Source organism: Pseudomaricurvus alkylphenolicus, from assembly GCF_011683955.1.
Classification (GTDB): domain Bacteria; phylum Pseudomonadota; class Gammaproteobacteria; order Pseudomonadales; family Cellvibrionaceae; genus Pseudomaricurvus; species Pseudomaricurvus alkylphenolicus.
This window is the reverse complement of record NZ_JAAQPI010000004.1, coordinates 62,770-85,752: the sequence shown is the minus strand read 5'-3', so window position 1 is coordinate 85,752 and position 22,983 is coordinate 62,770. Positions and strand designations below refer to the sequence as shown.

The following is a 22,983-nucleotide window of genomic DNA, read 5'->3' as shown; positions in this document are numbered from 1 at the left end:
AAATCCAAACCATTTACTCAAGTTGTCTTCTTCTCACAAAAATCATTCCTGCCAGAGCGAGCATCATAAGTGATAGAGTCGCCGGTACTGGAACAGCAGAAGTTTCGATATGCAGAGAATTTCCGATTTGAATATTCTGTCCTGACTGCAAATTATCGAACGTGAGGACAGGCGCAAATCCCTGAAACGGATCCAGAACCAGCGCCTGCAGGGACAGTTCTATCCCCTGTAAGTTTGGATCTGGTGGCAGGGGTATCTGCACGGGGGCAATTCCGAGCGGGTCGAGCGGCAGAGGCAGCAAAAGCCCGGGATCGTTCAATAATGGATCGACCAGCAGAGGATCTGCAAAGGGATCGATTGGAAGAGGTGGCTGGCCAACAATGCCAAGCCCAATGCCCGCCCCTGATTCCGCTATGTTAGTCTGCAGAGGGGTCAGTTCAACATCAATGAAAACCGGAAACGGCTCAGGGTCTTCAAGAGGAAGCGGCTGAAATCTCATGGGCAACATAAAAGCAATGGGGTCGCAGGCAGTAGGCAGCAAACAGGTAACACCAGGTGCGATGTTTGGCTGCCCCGTAGGGGGCGGCGCTCCGTCGGACAGGATAAACTCTCCTATGGATGTCGATTGCAGCTGAAAATTAAATGAGAATATCGGGTTGCCGCCGACAGGATCCTGAAAGATTCCGGTCCAGGGAATGAGGCTCCCTGGCAGTGGCGGAGGGGAAATGTGCGGTAAGAAAAAATAAGGGCTGTTTCGGGGTGGTCCCTGAAAATGAAAATCGTAAATAGCCAGTCCAGCAGCTGGATCCTGCGTGACTTTAGCGTCCAGTTCTTGAGCATTCACCGACAGGCTCATCGCCACCAGGGTGAACAGTACAGACATTTGAATAAGCAGTTTGGGAAGTTGCATGGTTGGTCCTCTCCGGCCAATGGGGCCCTTGCCTGTATAAAGTGCATCCTGCTTATAATTCACGCAATTAATGTGCCGGCGATTCTCTTGTGACCAAATAGTCAATGGATACAGAGGGTTAAGTTGCTTGGGCAGAAATCATAAGGAGAGCTGCTCGAACTGTGTAAATTTTTTCGACGCCGGTCATGCTGACGGAGATCGACCAGCATCATTTCTTTAGTCAACCATAATGGGCAAGCTATGCGGGTTCGGCCACATCGCCAACATCAATGGTGCCGCCCTCAACGTTAAATAGATCGGCCGCGTCTTTGGTCAGGCGCCTCACCCTATAGGAGACGTCCTGATTGCCGCCCTGCGAGGCAATTTTCAAACAACGCAGGTTGACATTATAAAACGCCATATTCGTCAAGTTCAGGTTTAAGCTAAGCTGGATCTCATCGCAGGTTCGATTTGGTGTGCTGTTCGTGCGCTAGATAGATCGTGGCGGGCCGCTTCAAAGGGAGCCGTTTTCTTTTATAGTTCGCTGCGGTCCGCTTCGGGGATAGCCATCTGGGAGACGCATGAATACATCCCTGTAGCTCTGCTTCGCCATCCATGGCGAAGATGCTCCCATATGGCTATCCCCGAATCGGCCCTTTGTCATCGATAATTGGTTTCTTAATTGGACCTCTGTGCTCCCTTCGAAGCGGCCCTTAGCTTCACGTTTTTGCCTTCTTTTGCAAAGGCGCTGGATACTGCAAGTGTCCGCAACGGCCGCACGAATGTAGGCCGGATTAGAAGCGCCTTGCGCTTCGTAATCCGGCGATCCGCCGAAGGTTTAAATTGGCGGCGGCCGCCTATAAACTGCCTGTTGCAGCAACATCCCAGGGTGTTAAAAATCGGGCCGCAGCCAACGAACAGCTCCAGTGGAACCGTTGGATTACGCTCCGCGAAGCGGAGCTAATCCAACCTACGCGAGAGCAAAACCCTGCCGATTCGAACGGCAGCTTATGGCACCTTGCCGCCTGTCGTATCGTAGCCAAAAGTTTAAAATCTCAGGGTTGCCTGCAAAGCAACACTGCGAGGACGATCATAGAAACCATAATAAGCCAGACCCTGCGCGCCGGTCGCTGCACTTACCAGCAACGATGACGTGGGTACTTCAGCCGAGTAGGTCAGGATGGATTCATCGGTCAGGTTCTTGCCAATCAGTGCCAGTTCCCAGTTACCGTCGGTGCTACCCAGTGACAGGCGTGCATTGATCTTGGTGTAGCTGTCCTGCTCGGTACGAGGGTCGAGCGAAGGCGAGGTCAGATAGCTGTCGCTGTAGATCAAATCAACCACCGCGCGAAATTCAAGGCTGTCGGTCAGGTTGGTGGCGTAGTCGGCACTGAGGTTACCGGTCCACTCGGGGGTGTAGGCCTGGCGTTTACCGTCAAAACTGCACATGTCGAGTGCGGCATTGGTGACGGTGGAGGGTTCCAGTTCGCCCTGGCGGAAGTAGCACTCACCGTTTTTGTAGTCTTCGAATTCGAAGTCGAGGTAACCGAGTGAGCCGGAGAGTGTCAGGGCTTCGGTCAGTCGCCAGCGGCCGTCAAATTCGATGCCTTCGATTTTGGCGCGCGCGGCATTGCCGACGTTAAAGCCGAGGCCGCCGTCGAAGATGCTGACCTGAAGGTCGTCAAATTCGGTGCGGTAGAGAGCGACGTTGAGTTCGGCGGCTCCGTCAGCCAGGGTCATTTTGGTGCCGAGTTCGAAGGTGGAGGCTTCTTCTTCTTCAAATTCGAATACGCCCACGGGGCTGGGTGGCTGGCCAGTGGCGGAGGTGATGGCCGCCGGTACGCCAATGCTGGGATCGGGTGATGCGTTGCTGCGCACGTCGAAGCCGCCGGACTTGTAGCCGGTGGTCCAGGTGGCGTAGACCATGGTATTTTCGTTTAGGTCGTACTGGAGATTGACCAGCGGGGTGAATGAGTTCTCGTCGCGTTCGTCTTCAACAAAGTGAGGCTCGGCGCGCAGAATATTTTCGGCGAAGTCCAAAGCGGTAACGTTGGCCACCAGCACGGGGTTGGGGGCAGCGGTGCTGCTAAAGAAGTCGCGGGAGGCTTCTTTGGTTTCGCTGCTGTAGCGGCCGCCCAACGTCAGGCGCAGGGTTTCGTTGATGTTCCAGGTGACCTGGGCAAAAGCGGCCCAGAGTTCGCTGTCTTGTTCGAACTCGCGCTGAGAGTTGTAGCCCGCCAGGGTACTGCTGACAGCGGTTAGAGCGCTGCCTTCGGGAACCTGGAACTCGTCGTGGAATTCAAGATCGGCCTGTTGGTAGAAGACACCTGCGATGTAGTCCAATGTGTTGCCTTCCGGGGAGACGATACGCAGTTCCTGACTGAACTGATCGAACTCTTCGTCGAGGCCCAGGGTAAAGGTATTGAGACCAGTGTATTCGCAATCACATAACTCGTCATATTCGTAAGCGGAGTAGCCGGTTACGGAAGTAATGGTATTTTCACCCCACTGGGTTTCCAGGGTCAGCACCAGATTTTCGGTGTCATTGTTACTGGAGTCACCGTTGGCCTGGCGACGGAAGTCCTGATCGGCATCAAGCGCTACGCCACCCGAGAAGAAGGGGTACACGGTACTCAATCCCGCACCGGTTTCACTGGCAGTGTCGTGCATGACTTCGATGTTGCGACCCTTAACGTCAAAGGTGCTTTTTTCCACTTTAAGGGTGGCGGTGGTGTCGGGAGTGATATCCCACACCAGGGTACCGCGTATCAGTTGTTCTTCTTTATCCGGTTCGTCGTCACCGGTAGTGCTGTTGCTCATGTAGCCGTCCATGCTGCGGTCCAGCACCGCGAGGCGACCGTATAGGTTATTGCCCAAGGGGCCAGAGACGACGGCGCGCAAGTCGACTTCGCCGTGATCCGGTTCGTAAAGGGCGGTCAACGAGGCTTCAAATTCGTCGGTGGGTTTGGCAGTGGTCATGGAGACGGCGCCGGCGATGCTGTTCTTACCGAACAGGATTCCCTGGGGGCCGCGCAACACTTCAACACGTTCCAGGTCGAACAGTGGCGCACGAGCCAGCTGGGCGCGACCGTGGTAGATGCCGTCCACGTACATCCCGACAGACTGTTCAAAACCCTGGTTAATTCCGGAGCTGATGCCGCGAATGCTGATGGTGGTGCTGATGCCGGTCTGGTTGATGCTGAAGTTGGGCACGTAGGTGGCCAGGCCTTCCAGATTATTCAAGCCGGCTTCGGCCATTTTGTCGCCGGAGATGGCACTGACGGAGATGGGAACATCCTGTAAGCTCTGCGGGCGTTTTTGTGCCGTGACGATCATTTCTTCCAGCTCCCACACCTGGTTCTCCTGGGCGGAAACCGGCGCAGCTATTGATGCGACCAGAGCGGCGGGTAACAGGGTTTGGCGGAACAGACGGCTATCAATTGTTGTTGCTTTCATTGTTATCTCTCTCTATCTGGTGGTGCTTTGCGTTGAAGTTGTTGCGTTGAAATTGCTGCATTCGTGCGACGGCAGTGCGATCTTGTTATCGGTTGCCTTTGAGTCTTTGGAAAAACGCCGGCGCCAAAACACCACGGCAAATCCAAAGGCGTACATCGTTAACGAGTAAACACTGGCGGGAATCGCGAGCTCGGTATTGCCGATCAGGCTGGTGGCAATGACGATGGCCATGGCGGAGTTTTGTATACCGACTTCCAGCATGGCGGTGGTGGAATGGTTGGTGGGCAGTTGAAACAGCAGCGCGGTTGCCAGACCCAGCAACACCGCCAGCGCGTTTAAGGCCACAACCGCGATGCCGATTTGTGCCAGGTAATTTTTAAATTGTTCCAACTCTGCGGCCACCAGCCCGGCGGTCAGGCAAACCATAAACATCAGCGAGACACGGCTGAGGTAGGCTTGCAGCCGATAGGCCAGGGTAGGCCAGTGGATGCGCAGCAACATGCCGCAGATCACGGGCAGCAGAGTAATAAAGAACAGCGTCTGCACGGTTGCACCCATAGGCAATTGGGCTGCGGCGCTATCAAGCTGGAATATCTCACTGGCCGCGTGTACCCATAGGGGAATGGATACCAGGACCAGTACACCTGCACTGGCGGTCAAGGTGATGGAGAGCGCGAGGTTACCCTTTGCCAGAAAGGTAAACAGATTTGAGGTGGTGCCGCCCGGGCAGCTGCAGAGTAATACCAGGCCCACCGCCAGAGCCGGTGAGAGGTCCAGCCAGATTCCCAGGGCAATGCCAAGCAGTGGCAACCCCACCACTTGCGCGGTGAGAATGCTTAAAACACTCCGGGGTTGCTGTACCAGGCGAACAAAATCGCCTGGCGTCAACGTCATGCCCATGCCCGCCATGATGACAGCAAGAATGATGGGCAGGAGATCAGTGACCAGATCCATAATGGTTAAGACCTGCCAATGCCTTAGTCGAGGAAGCTGGGGTCGCGGTGCAACATCAGCTGGTACATGGGCTGGAAGTTGGCCCACTTCACCAGTTCTGTGGCGTTGTACTCACGGGTCTTGAGCGCGGTGTCCAGATCCACCTCGATGGGGGTGCCAGCGGCTTCAGCCAAGAGTTGACTGCGACAGGCGCTTTCCATCGCCATAAACAATCCAACGGCGGTATCCACTGAGGCTCCGACGGTGAGGATGCCGTGGTTTTGCAGAATGGCAGCGGGTTTGTCACCCATGGCTGTGGCGATCTCGTCGCCTTCAGTGGTGTCTTCCACCACGCCCTGGAAGGTTTTATAGACTGCCTGATTGCCATAGAACATGCAGGCGTCTTGTGAAATGGGGGCCAACTCCTTGCCCAATGCACTGAAGGCGCGACCGTAGGGTGAGTGGGAATGGGCCACGGCGTTCACGTCCTGGCGGTGAGCATGCAGTCGCGAATGAATGGCAAAGGCAGCGGTGTTGACCAGTGCATTGCCTTCAACGATTTCTCCGTCATGGTTAACCAATACCAGGTCAGAAGCCTTGATCAGGCTGAAGTGCATGCCCACGGGGTTAACCCAGAAGTGGTCCCTAAGTTCCGGGTCGCGTACGCTGATATGGCCGGCAACACCCTCATCGAATTGCAGGTGCCCAAAGATGCGGAACGCACCCGCGAGGCGCTGCTTGATATAGATGCGCTCCTCGGTAGCCGAGGCAAAGGATTGCGGAGGCAGTGACATGCCGGGGGTGCTATTGGCGTTGTGATTACCGATGGTAGTGCGCTGCAGGTCCTGTTGGATGCTGGAGGTCATGGGTTGTCCTTTCGCTCTGGGGCCGATTGGTTGAACATCTGTTTGAAAAATATGCTAATTGGCCCGGATTAATGATTCCAATGATTTATATTCGTGGTAAATTATGAATTTCGTGCATAGTTAGTGTTTGAAGGAAGGTCGGAGGGTGACCCGATGAGTAAGCTGGATCTGAATCTGATGACGGTGCTGGAGGCGATCTACGATCAGGGCAACACCTCCAGAGCTGCGGAAGCGCTGTTTCTGAGCCAATCGGCGGTTAGTCATGCATTGGGGCGTTTAAGGAATATCTATGACGACCCGCTGTTTACCCGTCAGGGGCATTCGATGATGCCCACGCCGACGACGGAGAGGATCATTGCTTCGGTGAAGCGGGGCCTGCGGGAGCTGCGACACTCTGTAGAGGCCGCACAGCATTTTGACCCCACTAACCATCAGCAGATCTTTCGCCTCAGTCAGCGTGACGCCATGGAGACGGTATTGTCGGCACCCTTAATGATGGAACTGGAAAATACCGCTCCCCTGTGTGGGGTGGTGTCAGTGGGTTCTTCTCCCAGGGAGGTGTTGGACCAATTGCATCAGGGAGAGGTGGATGTGTGCATCGAGCTTTTGCAATCGCTGCCTGAGCAGATTCATCACCTGAAGTTGTTTCGGGAGCGACTGGCGGTAGTGGGCCGCAAGGACCACCCCTATTTTCAAGGGCAGAACGAGGAGCAGCGATTGTTGTCCTGGCCGCAGGTTCTGGTAACACCGCTGCAGGATGATATGGAGTGGGTGGACCGGGCTCTGGCCGGGCGGGGTGTGCGGCGTAATGTGGTGATGCGTTGTCGCAGTTATGCCAGTGCACTCAAGGTGCTGACGCAAACGGATAAGTTGTCGATCATGCCGCGAGGCTATGTTGCGCAGCAGTTGCCCTTCTTGCCGATTACTATGGCGGAGTTGCCCTTCGAGGTGCCTGAGGTGGAGTTGCATATGTATTGGCATCAGCGTCACGATCGGGATCCGGCCAATCGCTGGTTTCGCCAGCGGGTGGTTTCCGCGCTCAGTCAAATTGAGGAGCTGACGATGAGTTCCAGTGCCCTGGCGTGGTTGCAGGCTGAGGATAAACGTTGATTAATGTGGGTTGAATCGAGACGGCACTCTACTTAAAGTGCCTGTATCTTCGCCAAGCAGGGTTTAGCTTATGATTTACTGGGAAGACATCAGTCCAGGCCGGACGTTCGAGACGGCCAGTATTACCATCAGCCGGGAGGAAATCCTGGAGTTTGCCGCTGAGTTTGATCCTCAGCCTTTTCATCTGAACAGCCAGGCGGCCGATGATTCGATTTTTGGCGGATTGTGCGCCAGCGGCTGGCATATCTGCGCGCTGATGATGCGGTTGATGGCCGATACCTTTAAACGGGAAGGGTTGGCGTCGATGGGATCTCCCGGTGTGCCGGAGTTGCGTTGGCGCAAACCGGTGTTTGCGGAGGATACGCTCAAGGGCACCTTCAAGGTGAGTGAATGCCGTGAATCCAAAAGCAATCCCGCCATGGGTTTGATGGAGTTGGAGGTGGCGGTATGCAATCAGGAGGATAAGACGGTGATAGAGATGACGTCGACGATGATGGTGGCCCGCAAATGAATAAGACGCCCTATATTCGTACCCGTTGGTTTGAGGATATTCCGGTCGGTGAGTTTCACGTGTTTGGGACTCACACGTTTGGTGAAAAAGAGATTATCGATTTCGGCAATAAGTATGACCCCCAGCCTTTTCATGTGGATCCGGAGTTGGCGAGGGATTCTGCGTTTCGGGGGTTGGTGGCCTCTGGTTGGCATATTTGTGCGATCTGGATGAAGATGATGGTCACTTATATGGAGCGCTATGCCACTGGGGTGAAGGACGGTCGCCGTAATGGGGCGGGTGTGGGTTTTCAGGATTTGCGCTGGATTAAGCCGGTGCGGCCCGGGCATACGTTGACGTTTACTTATGAGATTGTTGAAAAGACGGATCAGGTGGTGCGAGGAAAGTGGGGGGTGATTCGCAGCCGCAATGAGGCGTTTAATCAGTATGGCGAGCTGGTGTTCAGTTTTGTGATTGATATTTTGGCGGAGCGGCGGCCTGAGGGGGGGGAAGGAACCGGTGCGGTAATTCGTTAGTGGCCTTTTCTCTGTAGCAGCGGGCTCCAGGTTTGGTGCCACTACCGCAGCTGGGGGTTCCGCTTTCAGCGCTGTCGCGCGCCCCTCCGGGGTGCCCTCTCTCCCAAAAGAGCCCGGCTGCGCCGGTCTCTTTTACTCGTTCGGCGCGCTCTTTAATGCGCTGAAAGCGAAACCCCCAGCCGCTTGACTTCTGTTGCTCTTGTAGGGTGTTGCCTCATTGTTGGTTTTGCCTGTAAGGGCGATATAGGTAATTCGCTGTGAATCATGAATATGTAAAAGGTATTTGCCTGTTGTTTGCATTCGAAGTCAAAAAATGGCAGCATGAGTTGGTTGCTGTTGATTTTTTCGTTTTTTGATGTGGAGTGATTTGTGGCCAAAATTCCTTTGTTGCTGTTGCCGGGTACCTTGTGTGATGAGCGCTTGTGGGCTCATCAGGTGGAGCATTTGGCGGATGTGGCGGAGCCGGTGGTGGTGGATGTGGGCTCTGAGCCCAGTCTGGGGGCTCTGGCGGAGCGGATTCTGGCCGAGGCGCCGCCTTGTTTTGCGCTGTCGGGGCTGTCTTTCGGCGGTATTCTGGCGTTGGAGTTGTATCGCCGGGCTCCGCACCGGATCAGCCATTTGGCGTTGTTGGATACCAATGCCCGGGCTGATAGCGAGGAGGGCATGGCTGCCAAGGCGGAGCAATGGCAGATTGCCACTTCAGAGGGTCTGGAGCTTTTGCTGCGGCAGAAGTTGATTCCCTTGTATCTGGCGCAGTCTCAAAGCAATGATCAGGTTTTGATTCAGACTATTGTGGATATGGCCGTGGACGGTGGTCTGGAGGTGTTCCGCAATCAGATTGATGCTGTGGTGCAGCGACCGGACAGCCGACCGGGACTGGCGTCGGTAAGGTGTCCGACGCTGGTGTTGTGCGGTGCTGAGGATGTGATTTGTCCGGTTGATCGCCATGAGGAAATGGCGGATTTGATACCGGGAGCGTCTCTGGTGGTGGTGGAAGGTTGTGGGCACATTGCGACCATGGAGAAGCCGGAGGCGGTTACCGAGGCGATGCGCCATTGGCTGCATTCGAATTCAGGTTGATGCTGTTTATGGTGTTTTTCGACACCACAGTTTTTCACTACTACACAGTAATAACGACAAGGCGGTAAGCCGCCAAGATGATAGAAGGGGAGAGTGGGATGGCTGAATTTGGTCTTCTGAACTGGTCGGTGGTGTTTGCGTATTTGATCGCGAACCTGGGGCTGGGTTGGTATATGAGCCGCCGGGTGTCGACATCGGAGGACTATTATCTGGGTGATCGCAGTTCTCCCTGGTGGGCCATCGGTATTTCGGTGGTGGCGACTTATGTGAGTGCCTTGTCGTTTTTGGGTGGACCTGCGTGGGCATATGGCGATGGCATGGCGGCGTTGGCGATTCATATCAATTATTCGCTGGTGGTGTTCGCCTGTATCGTGTTTTTTATCCCGTTCTTTTATAACAGCGGCGTTGCGTCGATCTACGATTATCTGGAACGCCGTTTTGGTATTGCCTCCCGTGCGGTGATGGGTATTTTGTTTATGGTGACCATGGCGCTGGGGGCGGCGTCGATTATGACTGCCACCGCGGTGGTGGTGACGTTTGTCACGGGGTTGAGTACGACCTTCGCGATTGTGTTGATGACCACAATTGTGGTGGCTTACACCATGCTGGGTGGTATGAACGCGGTTATCTGGACGGATGTGTTGCAAGGCATCATTTTGATTATCGGCGCCGGAATTATCATGGTGGCTTTGCTGGGGGAAATCGGTGCCTTGCCGCAGGCTTTGACCTTTTTGGACCAACACGGAAAGCTCAATCCGATTAATCTGGACTGGGACCCATCGATAGCGCCAACGATTTGGGCGGGCGTTTTCGCCATGACGCTATATCACATAACGGTATACGGCGCGAATCAGTTTATGGTGCAACGTGCGCTGGCCGCCAAGAATATTGGTGAGGCGAAAAAGTCTTATATGGTGATGGGTTACGCTGCGTTCTTTTTGTATTTTTCATTTTTCCTGATCGGTGCCCTGCTCTACGTTTATTACGAAGGCAAGCCGTTCAAACAGCCTAACGAAATTATCCTTGTGTTCGCCAACGCGCTGGCGATTCCGGGCTTGCTGGGAATTATTGGTGCGGCGATTCTCTCCGCATCCATGTCCACCACATCGTCGGCATTTAACTCGCTGTCGACGGTGTCGGTAACCGATTTTTACCAAAAATTCTTTCATAAAGATGCCAACGAAAAACACTATCTGGGGGCGTCACGGGTATTCACCGTGCTGTGGGGGCTGGCCATTATTCCTATCGCGATCGAGTTTGCCAGCAGTACCGGGTCTATACTTGAGGTCATCTCCAAGGTTGGTTCCTATCTGGTGGGTGCGAAGCTGGCAATGTTCGGTATGGGCTTTTTCTCCAAACACACCTCTGAGCGGGGTTTGTTGATTGGCGTGGTGGCGGGATTAGTCGGCCTCATGTTTTTTGCACCGCTGGACCCCATTGCCCCTGCCGTTGACGGAATCTGGTTGGCTATGGGTGCGGAGCGCCCCGAGATTGCCTGGCCCTGGTTTGTGGTGATTGCCGGGGGCATCAATATCGCGGCCGCGTGGATCGCCAGTGTGGTTTTGGACGGTTTTCAGCAGGACTGGCACGAACACAGCGTGCCGGGACAGATTCTCGCGTTTGAACGCGAAGGCAAGCCCATGATGTCAGAAGGCTGGTATGTGGTACCGGGCAAAGTGGAACCCGTCGTTTGGACACTGCCGCTGCTGTTCGCGTGCACGCTGGGTTTCCTGGCCTGGTTCGGAACCTTGGGCTAATTGGCACAACAGCGTAAAAAATCTTAGATAGGAGAGGTAATGAGTCAGTTTCAACACGCCAAGGCACTGGTGCGGGAGTTCTACCGAGAGTTGGAATCCGCAACCCCCGACACTGTCGAGGATATTCTGGGTCGCTATATCAGCGACTCAATTCAGTGGCATGGCGTCTATCCCTTCGAGGAGCAGCACTCAATCAGTGCCGTTTCCGAAGTCTTTTGGCAACCACTGTTGCGCAGTTGGTCGCCGATGCAACGCCGTGAAGACGTGTTCTTTGCCGGTTACAATGACGTGTTCGAACATGTCGATGGCAAAGAGCAACCCTGGCCGGCGGACATTGATCAGGCGGCTCATCAAACCGCCAGCGGTGACGTCTGGGTGGTCAGTATGGGTCACTTTGCCGGCGTTCTGTCTCAAGACTGGCTGGGACTGCCGGCCTCCGGAAAATTGACGTTCCTTCGCTACGCGGACTTTAACTGCGTGCGGGACGGCAAGATCGTACGCAGCGGATTCTTCTGCGACATCATCGACGTGATGCACCAACTGGGTATCAACCCATTGCCCGTACAGACCGGTGCATCATTCGTTTATCCCGGCCCCCGTACCCACGACGGTATGCTGTTTGTAGACCAGAACCCGGAAGAAGGCGTCGCCACTCAAGAATTGCTTAACCGCATGATTGACGATCTAAACCAACTCAATTTGAGCGGCCAGGACTTCTGCCCGCCGCAATACCTGGCCCGCACCTGGCGCGAAGACATGCTCTGGTACGGCCCGGCAGGTATCGGCGCAACTTTTGGTATCGAAGGCTTTCAGGCACAACACCAGCGACCCTTCCGTACCGGGCTGGGTGGTAAAACCTTTAACGGCCACGTCGCCCGCTTTGCCGAAGGCAACTACGCCGGCTTCTTCGGCTGGCCCAATCTCAGTAATACGCCAACCGGAGGATTCCTGGGGCTTCCGGCCAGCGACGTCAAAGCTGACATGCGCGTCGTCGATATCTATCGCAGAGAAGGCGACAAGCTCGCCGAGAATTGGGTGTTGATCGATTTGCCCTATTGGTTGAAGCAACAGGGGCTGGATATTTTGCAACGTACGACTGGAATCGTTAACCCGCTTGGGACCACCTGAGCAAAGTTGGTGAGTGCAATGACGTCAAGGCTGAATACACTCACCGCAGCGGCGCCCGATAAGGCGCTGCTGGAACGCATTCAACAATCTCTGCAATGCAACATCCACTGGTGGACTCAGTACAGCGACAACTGCATTGATACTGAATGGCGGGTACTGCCCTTCGCGGTCATACTGAATGTTCAAACAGGTGAATACGGCTGCGAGCTGGAAAACGCCGACACAGAAAAAGTCGGCGCAGGGGAAGTGTTGCTTATACCCGCCGGGGTCAAACATCGGCTGCTCGTCAACCAGCATACAGTGGCGGCCGGCCTGCATATACACTTCAGCCTTTTTCACAACCTGGACGTGCTGTCGTTCTTCCAGGTACCCATGCGTTTTTCTGCCGAACGGTCACAACAACTCTTCGGCACCATCGACACGCTCACCGACAGTCTGGCTGTGCTCAACCAAGCTGACGGGTTTGGCGCCGACACTCTTCGGTGGCTCATACTCAAACAAAGCAGCGCCCTTCAACTTTGCTTCGACATTCTGGCCCTGTCACCCCCCCTTGAAGACAGCGGCCGCCGATTCTTGCAAATGCACCGCATCGGACCGGCACTAAAAGCTATAGATACGGAGCTTGATCAACCCCTTAGAGTAGAAGAACTTGCCGAAGCCTGTGCCTTATCCCGCAACGGATTTTCCCGTCTCTTCAAACAGATTACCGGCCAGTCGCCGCTGAAATACATCAATCACAAACGCATGGAACAGGCCATGTCCATGTTGGTCTATGGCGAGCAGTCCATTGCTAACATCGCCGAGCAGGTGGGGTTCTGTGACCAATTCCACTTCAGTAAAACCTTTCGTACGGAAACCGGGTACAGCCCCACTCAATATCGAAGCACGATTAGAAAAAGTCTGCCTACAAATGCTAGCGGCGAGCCTTATTAAACTCCCGCATCCGTGCAAACACATCCACCCCAATCTGCCGATACACGTCCAACAAATCCACCAACACCCAATTCTCCCGAATCATTCCATTCTCGCAGCGCCAGAAATCCAGACTGCGCATGGTCACTTCCTGATTAGCCGGCGCAATCCCCAGCCAGCCCCCATCGCTGATCGTCATCTGCATCCCGGGCCAGGCGGTAAAACCCACATAATCCCCATCACCGAACAAATACCCCTTCCCCTTGGCCACAGAACCAACACGATTCGGCATCGCATTCAAAAACGGAATCTGATGCCAATTGCGGAACCCCTGAATACCACGGCCCGTGCCAATCCCCGAAGGACCGTACCAACTGCTGCGCGGATGCCAATATTTTTCCAGCTGCATGGCCTCCACACCGCCGTCTTTATAGTTACCCAGAGACGCCAGCATATCTCCGACCAGCTTCAAGCTTGCATCGGCCTGCCCAGCGTCCCAGGGCGAGGTGACCAATCCATCCTGTGACGCCGGTCCCGGCACATGCCACTCACGGCCCAGACTGGGTACCATCGGCCAGGCGCCCGCCTGCATCATCACCTCAGGAATATCCCAAAGCGCCTGCACCTCGACAACCTGGCCTTGTTCCATACGAAAGAACTCATGGTAACGCATCGCCACCTGATGCCCGGTGGCGGGAATATCCAGCCAGGACTGTTCAAAGCTGCCGGTGTAATAACCACCGCAGCCCACCCAGTCGGTGCCGTCACCAGCGCTACCGGCCATGACAATATAATCGCGGCGTTCCAGATCCGGGATCGCCTGATGCAGTGGCTCATAGGCCTGCACAAACAAACCCTCGGCGCCTTCCAGATTCTCGAATGGGTAGGCCAGCTGCACCTTGGCATCGGTGGCGAAACACTTTTGCAGTTCACGCTGTACCATTCTCGGTTCGAAATTGTAGAGTGCCCTGCGCAGTTGTTGCAGGCGTTCTTTATTGAGATTGTGGATGCTTTTGCTCATTGAAATACTCAACCCTAAATTCTTGGATACACCTTATCCGTGAGCTATAAGACTATCTTAGCCTGGTGTCGTGATCCCATGGAGAAAATGCATCGCTGCATGTGTATTTGACCACAGAAGAAGAAAAGATGGGCAGCCATAAGCAATGGCCGCCCATTTAACAGGAGTGCCCCGATAGTCTGTTAGGGCACTCCCTGAGGAAAGATCAGAAATTGTAGGAAACTTTGACACCGTAATTACGGGGGTACATATAACTGGTTTGCACCAGATCAAAACCGCCCACGTTGGTTCTGGCCAGCACCGCCTCGTCTTCCATATTCTCGACATAAGCCTCGGCACTGAGGTTCTCATCGGCAGAGGTCCAGATCAAACGGAAGTCCGTCTTAGTGTAAGAATCCTGCACCTGGGTGCTGTAAGTCACCACGTCGTCGGTGTTGAATTCATCACTGTAGTAAGTCTGCAGGAAGGGCGTCAGGCGACCCATATCACCCAGATCAATGTCATAACCAATGCTGAGGCTCAGCGTCACGTCAGGTGACCAGGGAGGGGTTTCACCATTCAGGTCCAAAAAGCCCAGCGGTTCGCCGTTGGCCTCGACAAACGGGTTGGCCGCGCCGAACTTGCCATACTCGTTGTCCATAAAGGACGCGTTGGCGGAGATCAGCCACTTCTCGGTCGGCAGCCACACAAACTCGGCTTCCAGGCCGGTGGTTTCAATTTCGCCACCGTTGACGGTAATGGTGATATCGCCAGTGCCCAAACGGATTAACTGCTGTGTGGTCAGGTTGGTAAACTCGTTACGGTAAGCGGACACATTCAACTGGATGGTGTCGTCCGCCCAGCGGCTCTTAAAACCAATCTCGTAGGCTTTGGATTCCTGCTGTTCGAAGGCACTGCCATCAGCGTTCACACCACCGGACAAGAAGCCGGTGGACACGCTGGCGTAAGCCATCACGTTATCGGCCACATCCCACTCACCGCCGAGCTTCCAGGTTACCAGATCAAACTCACGCACGGCTGAGCGATCTTCGCGAACGGTGTAGCGGTAAATATCGCGCGGGCGACCATCGGTACCATCTTCGTTTACACCGGGCAGTGGATTGCCCTCTGCGTCAACCGCAGAGGCGCCGTAAGTGCGGGTATCTTTTTCTTCCTGGTTATTGCGCACGCCGGCAATAATACGGAAGGTGTCGGTGATGTCGTATTCCGCCTGGAAGAAGGCGCCCTCGGTGGTGGTTTCAATGTCCTGCCAGTCTGCGTAGGTGCTGTTGCTGTACGGAGCAGAGCGGAACTGGGAGAAACCGAAACCGATATCGTCAACAGAGTAGTAGAGACCTGCGGTCCAGGTCAGGGCGCCATCGCCGTCCGAAATCAACTGGATTTCCTGGGTGACGGACTGAACTTCCTCATCCCAATAATAGGCGTAACCGGTCTGGTTGCTCCAGTCGCCATCAGTATCAAAGGCGCTGTCCCAGTCGGTGTAAGAGGTGATCGAGCGCAGGCTCAGGGTTTCATTGATGTCCCAGCTGATGTCGAGCGTGACGTTGTCTTCTTCGTTGTCGCGCTTGGAATCCACGTCGGCGGAAACTTCCCAGGGCTCGTTAAAGAAGGAGTTGCCACTGGTCTCGGGGTAGGGGTTAACGCAATTGACCAGAGAGCCATAGGCATCGGTCACGCCGCTTTCGTTGATGGGCTGGCAAGTACCTTCCGCCGCAAAAATGCCGGCGGTAATACCTTCTTCTTTGATGGAGGTATAGCGGAACATCACTTCAACCGCGTCACTTGGCGCCCACAGAGCAGAGACGCGGAAGTTGCGCGATTCATCCTGACCGAGATCTTCGCCGTCGCCTTTGTTTTCAATCCAGCCGTCACTGTCTTTGGTGTTAAAGGCAAAACGCAAACCGAAATTATCGCTGACCGGCGCGTTGATATAGCCCTCGGTCGTCAGTTTGCTGAAACGGGAATAACTGGCCTTCAAGCCGCCGCCAAATTCTTCCAAATCGGGGCGATTGGTGTGCAGATTAATGGCGCCGGCAAAGGTATTGCGGCCGTACAGGGTACCTTGAGGACCCTTCAGAATTTCAATGCGCTCCACGTCAAAATAGGCCTGGGATTGCTGGGAGGCACGAGGGCGGTAAACACCGTCAACGAAAAAGCCGGCGATAGAAGAGTTGTCGGCAAAGGTGTTGTTGGAGTTGGCGCCGCGAATAGAAATCTTGGCGTCGGAGCCGATGTAGCCATAGCTTACACCTGGGGTAACCAGTTCGATACGGCTGATGTCTTCAATACCGGCCCGCTCCATCGCGGTGCTGTCGAGGGCGGTAACCGAAATTCCCACATCCTGCAGATTTTGCTCACGCTTCTGCGCGGTAACGATGATCTCTTCCAGATCAAAACCACTGCTTTCGGCGGCATAGGCGGTGGGGATCAGGGCGGCCGCTGCTGTCAGAGCGGCGATGCTGCGACATAAGGGTTTGAGGGCTGTGACGTTCATTTGACTCTCCAATTGGCTGTCCAAGGATCTTGATGGATTCCGCGATCGCCCCACTGATTAGCTTAGATCGTTATGACGTGGAGCAGGAATCATTGGTCGAAAACTTGTTCTCTCGTACCGGGAAATTACTATGACGTATTTGTACTTCGGATGCAATAAAAAATGCAATTTTATAGCTTTTGGTGGTATATGTGTTTGAAAATATTATATATATCAGTAAGTTAAAAAGAATTGTGAATGTCTTCGGAGTCTATATATAGGTATTCCAAGGCGCTTAACCAGCACTTCTAACGAGTTGGAATAAGCACAAATCATCTGCCGCTTGGGGCTTAGGTGCCAACAGGGTTTGCACACCCGGGTTGCTTGAATTAGGATTCAGTGGATATTGATTCAAGGAGTCAAAATGGCTGAATCCACCGCCAAGCCGCCTGCTAAAAACAGTGCAAAAACCAGTGCAAAATCCCGTCGCGGGGGCAGAGCCAGCAAAAGCGGCACCAAAAGCCCCAAGCTGGGCATGACGGAGAGCGGCAAGCGCGTAACCTCTTACGACGTCGCTAGAGTGGCCGGTGTTTCCCAGTCGGCGGTGTCCCGCTGTTTTAAGCCGGGCGCCAGCGTTTCCAAGAAAATGCGTGACAAGGTGATGACGGTGGCCAAAGAGTTGGGTTTCCAGCCCAATGCCATTGCTCGCAGCCTGATTACCCGCCGCTCCAATATGGTGGCGGTGATCATCAATAACCTGACCAACCTCAACTACCCTGAATTGTTGGTACAGCTGAGTCGACGCTTTGATGAGCGCCATGTACACGTGCTGTTGTTTACACTGGAGCATGAAAGCGACGTGGACAAAATGCTGGACCAGGTCTGGCAGTACCAGGTGGATGGTGTGATCTCGGCGGCCCGTCTGTCCGAAGAGCAGGTGTCGTTTTTTGAGGAGCGGGGGGTTCCCCTGGTGTTCTACAACCGCTCGTTCCAGGATTTCCCCGTCAGTGCAATCTGTTGTAATCAGGAAGAGGGTGAGCGTCTGCTGGTGAATAAGCTGCACGGCGCTGGGCATCGTAATTTTGCGGTTATCAGCGGCCCTGCGGATTCCGTGGTCAGCAATCAGCGAACCCAAGGTGCCCTGAATCGCTTAAAGGAGCTGGGTGTAACCAAGGTGCCGGTGGAAGAGGGCGACTATGGTTACGACAGTGGTCGCATCGCATTTCGCCATCTGATGAGCAAAAGAAAGCCGCCCGACGCGATACTCTGTGCTAACGATGTGATGGCCATTGGTTGTATGGACGCGGCGCGTCACGAATTTGGGCTGAAGATTCCTGAAGATGTCTCTGTTGTGGGTTTTGATGGCACCTCCACCGGCGCCTGGGCCAGCTACCGCTTGACCACCATTGACCAACCGCTGGAAATTATGGCCGAAGCGGCGGTGAATATGCTGATGGAGCGGGTGGAGAACCCCGAATTGCCGCCGGAAAAGCGCACCTTTAGTGGTGTGTTTCTGGAAGGAGAATCCGCGCAGCTATAGAAAATCACAGCGGGGGTGGCGAATCTGCTCCTGCGATGTCTTATGGGTTGATTTTGCATTCGAAGTACATTCAAATAGGAGTCACTAAGAATCTGCAGGAGAATGCCCGCCATGGCCGATGCCCCGGTTCCAACTCAAGATGCCACATCCGCTGCCATCCAATTCCGTCAGCGATTGCTAAAAGGCGAGCCTCTGATCGGCACCTTTCTGAAAACCCCCTCAGCAATTGTGTGTGAAGTGTTGGCAATGACCCCTCTTGACGCCATTTGCCTGGACGCCGAACACGCTCCCTTTGGTCGGTTGGAGTTGGATGCCTGCCTGATGGCGATGCGTGCAGCGGGCAAGCCGTCCCTGGTCAGAGTGCCGTCCAGTGAGGAATCGCAATTGCTGAATGCATTGGACTGCGGTGCCAGCGGAGTGGTGATTCCGCATGTGTGTTGCGCCGACCAGGCAGAAGCCTTGTCCCGTGCGGCACGATTTGGTCGTGGCGGCCGCGGTTACGCCGGCTCGACACGGGCCGCGGGGTATACCACCAAATCGATGAAATCACACCTGGCAGACAGTGCGGCAGCGACCTCAGTGATTGCGCAAATTGAGGATGTTGAGGCGGTTGATGCCATTGAAGAAATTGCGGCCGTAGATGGCATTGATTGCCTGTTTGTGGGCCGCATCGATCTGACGGTGGCGCTGGGCGCAGAGACGCCTAATGACGCTGTGGTGGTTGAGGCGGTTGAGCGCATTTGCGCTGTTGGCAAGGCGGCGGGTAAATCGGTCGGCATGTTTGTGCCGCGCGTCGAGGATTGCGCCCAATGGCGTGAGCGTGGCGCCAATTTATTCTTACTGGCTTCTGACCACTCGTTTATGCTGCAGGGTGCGAACAGGTTGGTTGAAGAGTTTGCCAAGGGGTGAAGGCAGGATAGTGCTTGCCTAAGCCAATTTGGCACTGCGCTCGGTAGCTGCCGCTTGAGGGCGATAGGGATTTGGCGCTTCGTATCGGTCGCGCTCGGAGCGCGCTGCTACGGGGGAAAGGAGTCCTGTAGCAGCCCGCTCAGAGGGCGACAAGCGTTGGCAGTATTTTTTTGGTTTCTAGTATTGAATACGGAGGTTAGCTGTTTCTATAAACGGTTTGGCGTCTGTCGGGAACCGGAGTGAATCTGTCGCAACAGATCAATCTCGTTGAACAGCGTCCATTCTTTCGCAATCCCTCCATCATTGAGTTGCCACTGGGTTAACCCTGAAAGTCTCAGGCGCTGGCCGCTAGGCGTGGGGGTTAAACCGGGGCCGGTATGAAATCCACTCAGGCTCCACAGCAATCCGATCCGCCCATTATCCGTATCCCGCACCATGTTTTGTGTCAGCAGTTGCCCGTCCGGAATAGCCGCTTGCAGCGATAACCAAAACTTTGTGATGTCGGCTCGGTCAATCAATTCCCGGCCACCGGGACCCGACAAGTCGGCATCCCGACAATAAAGCTCACCAAGTCTATCCAAGCGATGAGTATTGAAAGCATCGACCCACTGGCTGACGATGTCATCGCTGTGGTCAACTTTGGGCAAGCCGGCGATTCGGGGGCCGGTCTGCCCCTGAGCCGATGCCGTTTCACCCAATTGCCAACGGCCGCCGTTAAGTGGTGATAGTCGTTTGGCTAGGTCGGCAGGGGCGAGCCCCAGTTGAAGAGCAATATGGAGTTGATCCTCAAAGCGCCATTGCTCGACGATGCGTTCATTGGCAACCAGGTAAAGTGATTGGCTGCGATAGCTGATCGGTTTCCCGGTGCTCCTTGGCAGCCAACCGCTTGCGCCAGTATGCGTCGCCGAAATCCGGCTGTGGGTCATTACCAATTGCGCATTGGCGTTAGGCGCTGGAGCGGAAAACGCCTCGCTCTCCAGCACCTGTTGTTCACCGCAGCTGTGCAATTCGGTCAGCCAATCGGCGACCACCGCTTCGCGTCCATAGAAGGTTTCGCTATCCCGATGGAGTACCACGTTGTGCAGGGCCGTATCATAGAGTCGGCCGACCGCCTGTTGTTCTCGCAGCTGTGTTTCCAGCGTCAGCATTGGCTGCTGCAAATCAGCCTTCAAATTAACCGCCTCCGTAAATCTGGCGCAATACCGCCAGTTCATCAAACACGGTCCACTCTTCCTGGATCTTGCCGTCGAAGATACGCCAGTGGCTGGAGCCCAAAATCATAATCCGGCGCCCTGTCGGTGCTCCGTACAGGCCGCCGCCTTCATGGTTGCCCGCCAGGGTCCAGCGGACGGCAATATCGGTCCCTCCATCGCCACAGGGAATGGCGCACACATGATCGACACTCATGCGTGCATCCGGCAGCGCGGCCAGCAGGTTAACCACATTGCCGATAATTTCGCCGTGGCCCTGCAAATGGCGTCCGGATGGACCGTTATAAACGGCGTTGTGGGCATAAACGTCGCGTACCTTGCCAAACATTCGGCGGTTCCAGATTTCCTGCATAACGGCTTCGGCATACACCTGTGGATCTGCGGCGGGATTGTCTGGAATCGCGACGGCTTTGGGGGCGGTCTGAGCCAGAACTCTGTCCATTTCGCCCAGGCGCCAGTCGTGAAAGTGTTCACTTTTTTGTCGATCCGCTTCGGCCTGAGCGCGGGCGACATCGTGAGGATTAAAACCAAGCTGCAGAGCGACACTGAGATTGTCCCGCATCAGCCATTCTTCCACGATACGATTTTCTTTCACCACACAGTCAGCGATGGTGACAAAGGTGGCCTTCTTGCCGGTGGCTGATCCAAACTCACTGTCGCCGGTGTTGGTGACCGTGCTGGTAATGCGGTGGGAGGAGTAGAACGCCTCTTTGTCATTGCCGCCCCAGACCACATTGTCGCCGTACAGAATACGGTCGGGAAACGCATTCAGGCTTTTAATGGTGCCCTGCACGGCCGCTTCAGCGCCATAGCTTTCACCCGCCAGGGTATGAATCGGGCAGTTGTGGGAGTAATAGTCGTAGACCAGACCAACGTTCTTTTCTTCCCAGATACGGTGGGTGATGCGCAGGATGTAGTCAACAATATCCACAAACTCGTCGTCAAACCCTTGCATGCTTTGACGGCGACCGGGCCCGGGCGCCAGCAGCTCGGAAATATCTTTCATGTGTACCTGCGAGACGGGCAGGGGTTTAACGTTGGTTTCTGAAGTCATAGCCGTTTCAACTCTCTCTTGATGATTTCAGTGGATGAGCGTTCCAGCTCATGGTTGCCGGTTGCCTCGTAACTCCACCGAATGTAATACAGCGTAGCAGCCCCATCGCGAAGGGTGCATCAGGATGGACTTTGTCATTGTTTGCATTCGAAGTCAATGAGCCGCTTGGCGACCTTGAATGTTGGTCCGGAGACAATAAACGCTTGCCAAACCCAAGTTGCTGGGGATAGACTGTTTTGCATTCGAAGTCTTTTTGGCGCAGAAAACGCCAGCAAGACCAGGATTTGAAAATAAATTTCAACTAAAACAATTGCTTATTAGATAATCATACGGTTTCACTGAGATGAATTCAGGCTGAATCAGATGAGCAATTCGTGGCCATTTTCCACTTTGATTGCCAAATTTGAGACTTCGGCTGCATTTCTGTGTGGGATTTGTTTTCGTTAGAAACCGCAGGCACTGTCTGTGTATTGATTGAGAGAGATATTAATGGAGTTATCCATATGACAAGCGCGAGCAACACCCTGCATACCCTGGCTGAGCGAGTGGTTCGAAAAGCCGACTATGTCCCCTGCGCGGAGGCCTTTGTGGATACCCGCCTGCCTGGCCGCGAAGGCAAAATGAATTACTGCATCATCGGGCCGGGTGTTGCTGAGAATGAAAAGCAGGTGGTTAACATCGTTGAGCCACATGGTTTTAATGTAGGCGGTGTTTCTCTGCCAACCGGCAAGATCAATTCGCTGCACTCTCACGTGACCGCAGAGGTCTTTATTATTTTTCGTGGCGAGTGGCGCTTCTTCTGGGGTTACGATGGCAAGGATGGTGAGGCCATCCTTAAGCCCGGTGATGTGATCTCCATTCCCACCGGCACCTTCCGCGCGTTTGAGAGCGTCGGCAGCGATGATAATTTTATGTTGTCGTTTCTCGGCGAAGACGATCCCGGTTTTGTGACCTGGGCCAATGATGTCATCGAGGGTGCTGCGGAATTTGGATTTTATTTGCGTCACGACAGCTCTCTGGTGGACGTGAATAACGGCGATGTTATGCCGCAGGCGTCGGACTTGATGCAGCCATTGAGCGAAGCCGAGCTGCTGAAGTACAACCGCACCAGCCTCGCGGAAATGCAGGCTCGCGTTTACAACGTGGATCAGTTTCAGGGGCATGCCGAAGCGTTCCGCGATGTCGCACTCGACGGCGGCAAGAAGCTCTATCATTCGCTGATCGGGGAGGGTTGTCACGAGCTGGGTGAGATTCAGGCTCGCGTGCTTAATCCTCATTCGTTCAGTCTTGGTGCCATTGTTGCTGAAACCGGCAACGGCTTCCTGCGTCACAAATACGATGTGAAGCAAGTATTGGTAGTGGGCGAAGGTCAGTGGAAGATCACCATGGGTGCCGATGGCGAGGAAGAATCGTTTGAGGTGGGCCCGGAAGACACCATTTCGGTGCCTGCAGGCATGTATCGACGTATAGAGAATATCGGCGATGAGCGCGGAGTACTCTATGTTGCCAGCAGTGGTGATCTGCACGCGGGCATCAGCTGGGCGCCCGAGGTTGGTGATTCGCTTGGGGTGAGTGTCTGAAGTCAGACAGTCCAGGGTTACTGTACACCCTCGTTATG

Annotated in this window: 19 protein-coding genes; 10 read left to right on the top strand and 9 right to left on the bottom strand. The window is 54.6% G+C overall.

The window, feature by feature from the left end:
- Positions 1 to 13: 13 nt before the first annotated feature.
- The 5 genes from HBA55_RS12260 to HBA55_RS12240 all read right to left on the bottom strand — a co-directional run bounded on the left by HBA55_RS12260 (position 14) and on the right by HBA55_RS12240 (position 6,144).
- Positions 14 to 910, bottom strand: coding sequence for a PEP-CTERM sorting domain-containing protein (locus tag HBA55_RS12260; RefSeq protein WP_166991266.1), 897 nt, complete (start codon positions 908 to 910; stop codon positions 14 to 16).
- 238 nt (positions 911 to 1,148) lie between these two features.
- Positions 1,149 to 1,310 carry a hypothetical protein gene (locus HBA55_RS12255; protein ID WP_166991263.1) on the bottom strand — a complete coding sequence of 54 codons (162 nt, stop codon included), beginning with the start codon at positions 1,308 to 1,310 and terminating at the stop codon, positions 1,149 to 1,151.
- Between the two features lie 626 nt (positions 1,311 to 1,936).
- Complete coding sequence (locus HBA55_RS12250; protein ID WP_166991261.1) at positions 1,937 to 4,345, bottom strand: TonB-dependent receptor; 2,409 nt, start codon at positions 4,343 to 4,345, stop codon at positions 1,937 to 1,939.
- A gap of 12 nt (positions 4,346 to 4,357) precedes the next feature.
- Positions 4,358 to 5,299 (bottom strand): bile acid:sodium symporter family protein, encoded by a 942-nt coding sequence (locus tag HBA55_RS12245; protein ID WP_166991258.1) that lies wholly within the window; start codon positions 5,297 to 5,299, stop codon positions 4,358 to 4,360.
- A gap of 23 nt (positions 5,300 to 5,322) precedes the next feature.
- Complete coding sequence (locus HBA55_RS12240; RefSeq protein WP_166991255.1) at positions 5,323 to 6,144, bottom strand: class II aldolase/adducin family protein; 822 nt, start codon at positions 6,142 to 6,144, stop codon at positions 5,323 to 5,325.
- Positions 6,145 to 6,297: 153 nt separating this feature from the next.
- Between HBA55_RS12240 and HBA55_RS12235 the strand changes: the two genes are divergently transcribed.
- From HBA55_RS12235 to HBA55_RS12205, 7 genes are all read left to right on the top strand, one after another.
- Positions 6,298 to 7,254 (top strand): LysR family transcriptional regulator, encoded by a 957-nt coding sequence (locus tag HBA55_RS12235; RefSeq protein ID WP_166991252.1) that lies wholly within the window; start codon positions 6,298 to 6,300, stop codon positions 7,252 to 7,254.
- Positions 7,255 to 7,324: 70 nt separating this feature from the next.
- A complete protein-coding gene (locus HBA55_RS12230; RefSeq protein ID WP_166991249.1) occupies positions 7,325 to 7,765 on the top strand; it encodes a MaoC family dehydratase in 441 nt (146 codons plus the stop codon).
- On the top strand, positions 7,762 to 8,280 hold the full coding sequence (locus tag HBA55_RS12225) for a MaoC family dehydratase (protein WP_166991246.1): 519 nt from the start codon (positions 7,762 to 7,764) through the stop codon (positions 8,278 to 8,280). Before HBA55_RS12230 ends, HBA55_RS12225 begins: the two co-directional genes overlap by 4 nt.
- A gap of 369 nt (positions 8,281 to 8,649) precedes the next feature.
- Positions 8,650 to 9,360, top strand: a complete 711-nt coding sequence (locus HBA55_RS12220; RefSeq protein WP_166991243.1) for an alpha/beta fold hydrolase — start codon at positions 8,650 to 8,652, stop codon at positions 9,358 to 9,360.
- A gap of 98 nt (positions 9,361 to 9,458) precedes the next feature.
- Positions 9,459 to 11,117, top strand: coding sequence for a sodium:solute symporter family transporter (locus tag HBA55_RS12215; protein ID WP_166991240.1), 1,659 nt, complete (start codon positions 9,459 to 9,461; stop codon positions 11,115 to 11,117).
- Between the two features lie 39 nt (positions 11,118 to 11,156).
- Complete coding sequence (locus tag HBA55_RS12210; RefSeq protein ID WP_166991238.1) at positions 11,157 to 12,245, top strand: ester cyclase; 1,089 nt, start codon at positions 11,157 to 11,159, stop codon at positions 12,243 to 12,245.
- A gap of 18 nt (positions 12,246 to 12,263) precedes the next feature.
- A complete protein-coding gene (locus tag HBA55_RS12205) occupies positions 12,264 to 13,178 on the top strand; it encodes a helix-turn-helix domain-containing protein (protein ID WP_166991235.1) in 915 nt (304 codons plus the stop codon).
- Here the strand turns inward: HBA55_RS12205 and HBA55_RS12200 are convergent.
- Positions 13,159 to 14,178, bottom strand: a complete 1,020-nt coding sequence (locus HBA55_RS12200; protein WP_166991233.1) for an ester cyclase — start codon at positions 14,176 to 14,178, stop codon at positions 13,159 to 13,161. The two genes, HBA55_RS12205 and HBA55_RS12200, sit on opposite strands and share 20 nt — an antisense overlap.
- Before the next feature lie 205 nt (positions 14,179 to 14,383).
- The gene (locus HBA55_RS12195; RefSeq protein WP_166991230.1) at positions 14,384 to 16,672 is read right to left on the bottom strand and encodes a TonB-dependent receptor; all 2,289 of its coding nucleotides are present in this window, start codon (positions 16,670 to 16,672) and stop codon (positions 14,384 to 14,386) included.
- 403 nt (positions 16,673 to 17,075) lie between these two features.
- On the opposite strand from HBA55_RS12195, the gene HBA55_RS12190 reads away from it, so the two are divergent.
- Both HBA55_RS12190 and HBA55_RS12185 read left to right on the top strand, forming a co-directional pair.
- Entirely contained in the window at positions 17,076 to 18,191 is a 1,116-nt protein-coding gene (locus HBA55_RS12190; RefSeq protein WP_206019768.1) for a LacI family DNA-binding transcriptional regulator, read from the top strand.
- 111 nt (positions 18,192 to 18,302) lie between these two features.
- Positions 18,303 to 19,100, top strand: coding sequence for an HpcH/HpaI aldolase family protein (locus HBA55_RS12185; RefSeq protein WP_166991227.1), 798 nt, complete (start codon positions 18,303 to 18,305; stop codon positions 19,098 to 19,100).
- A 206-nt stretch (positions 19,101 to 19,306) separates the two neighbouring features.
- Here the strand turns inward: HBA55_RS12185 and HBA55_RS12180 are convergent, their stop codons facing one another.
- Together HBA55_RS12180 and HBA55_RS12175 are read right to left on the bottom strand one after the other, a co-directional pair.
- Entirely contained in the window at positions 19,307 to 20,272 is a 966-nt protein-coding gene (locus tag HBA55_RS12180; protein WP_166991224.1) for a nuclear transport factor 2 family protein, read from the bottom strand.
- Position 20,273: 1 nt separating this feature from the next.
- Positions 20,274 to 21,365 carry an ester cyclase gene (locus HBA55_RS12175; RefSeq protein WP_166991221.1) on the bottom strand — a complete coding sequence of 364 codons (1,092 nt, stop codon included), beginning with the start codon at positions 21,363 to 21,365 and terminating at the stop codon, positions 20,274 to 20,276.
- Between the two features lie 503 nt (positions 21,366 to 21,868).
- Here HBA55_RS12175 and HBA55_RS12170 point away from each other — a divergent pair.
- Positions 21,869 to 22,945, top strand: a complete 1,077-nt coding sequence (locus HBA55_RS12170) for a cupin domain-containing protein (RefSeq protein ID WP_166991218.1) — start codon at positions 21,869 to 21,871, stop codon at positions 22,943 to 22,945.
- Positions 22,946 to 22,983 lie beyond the last annotated feature (38 nt).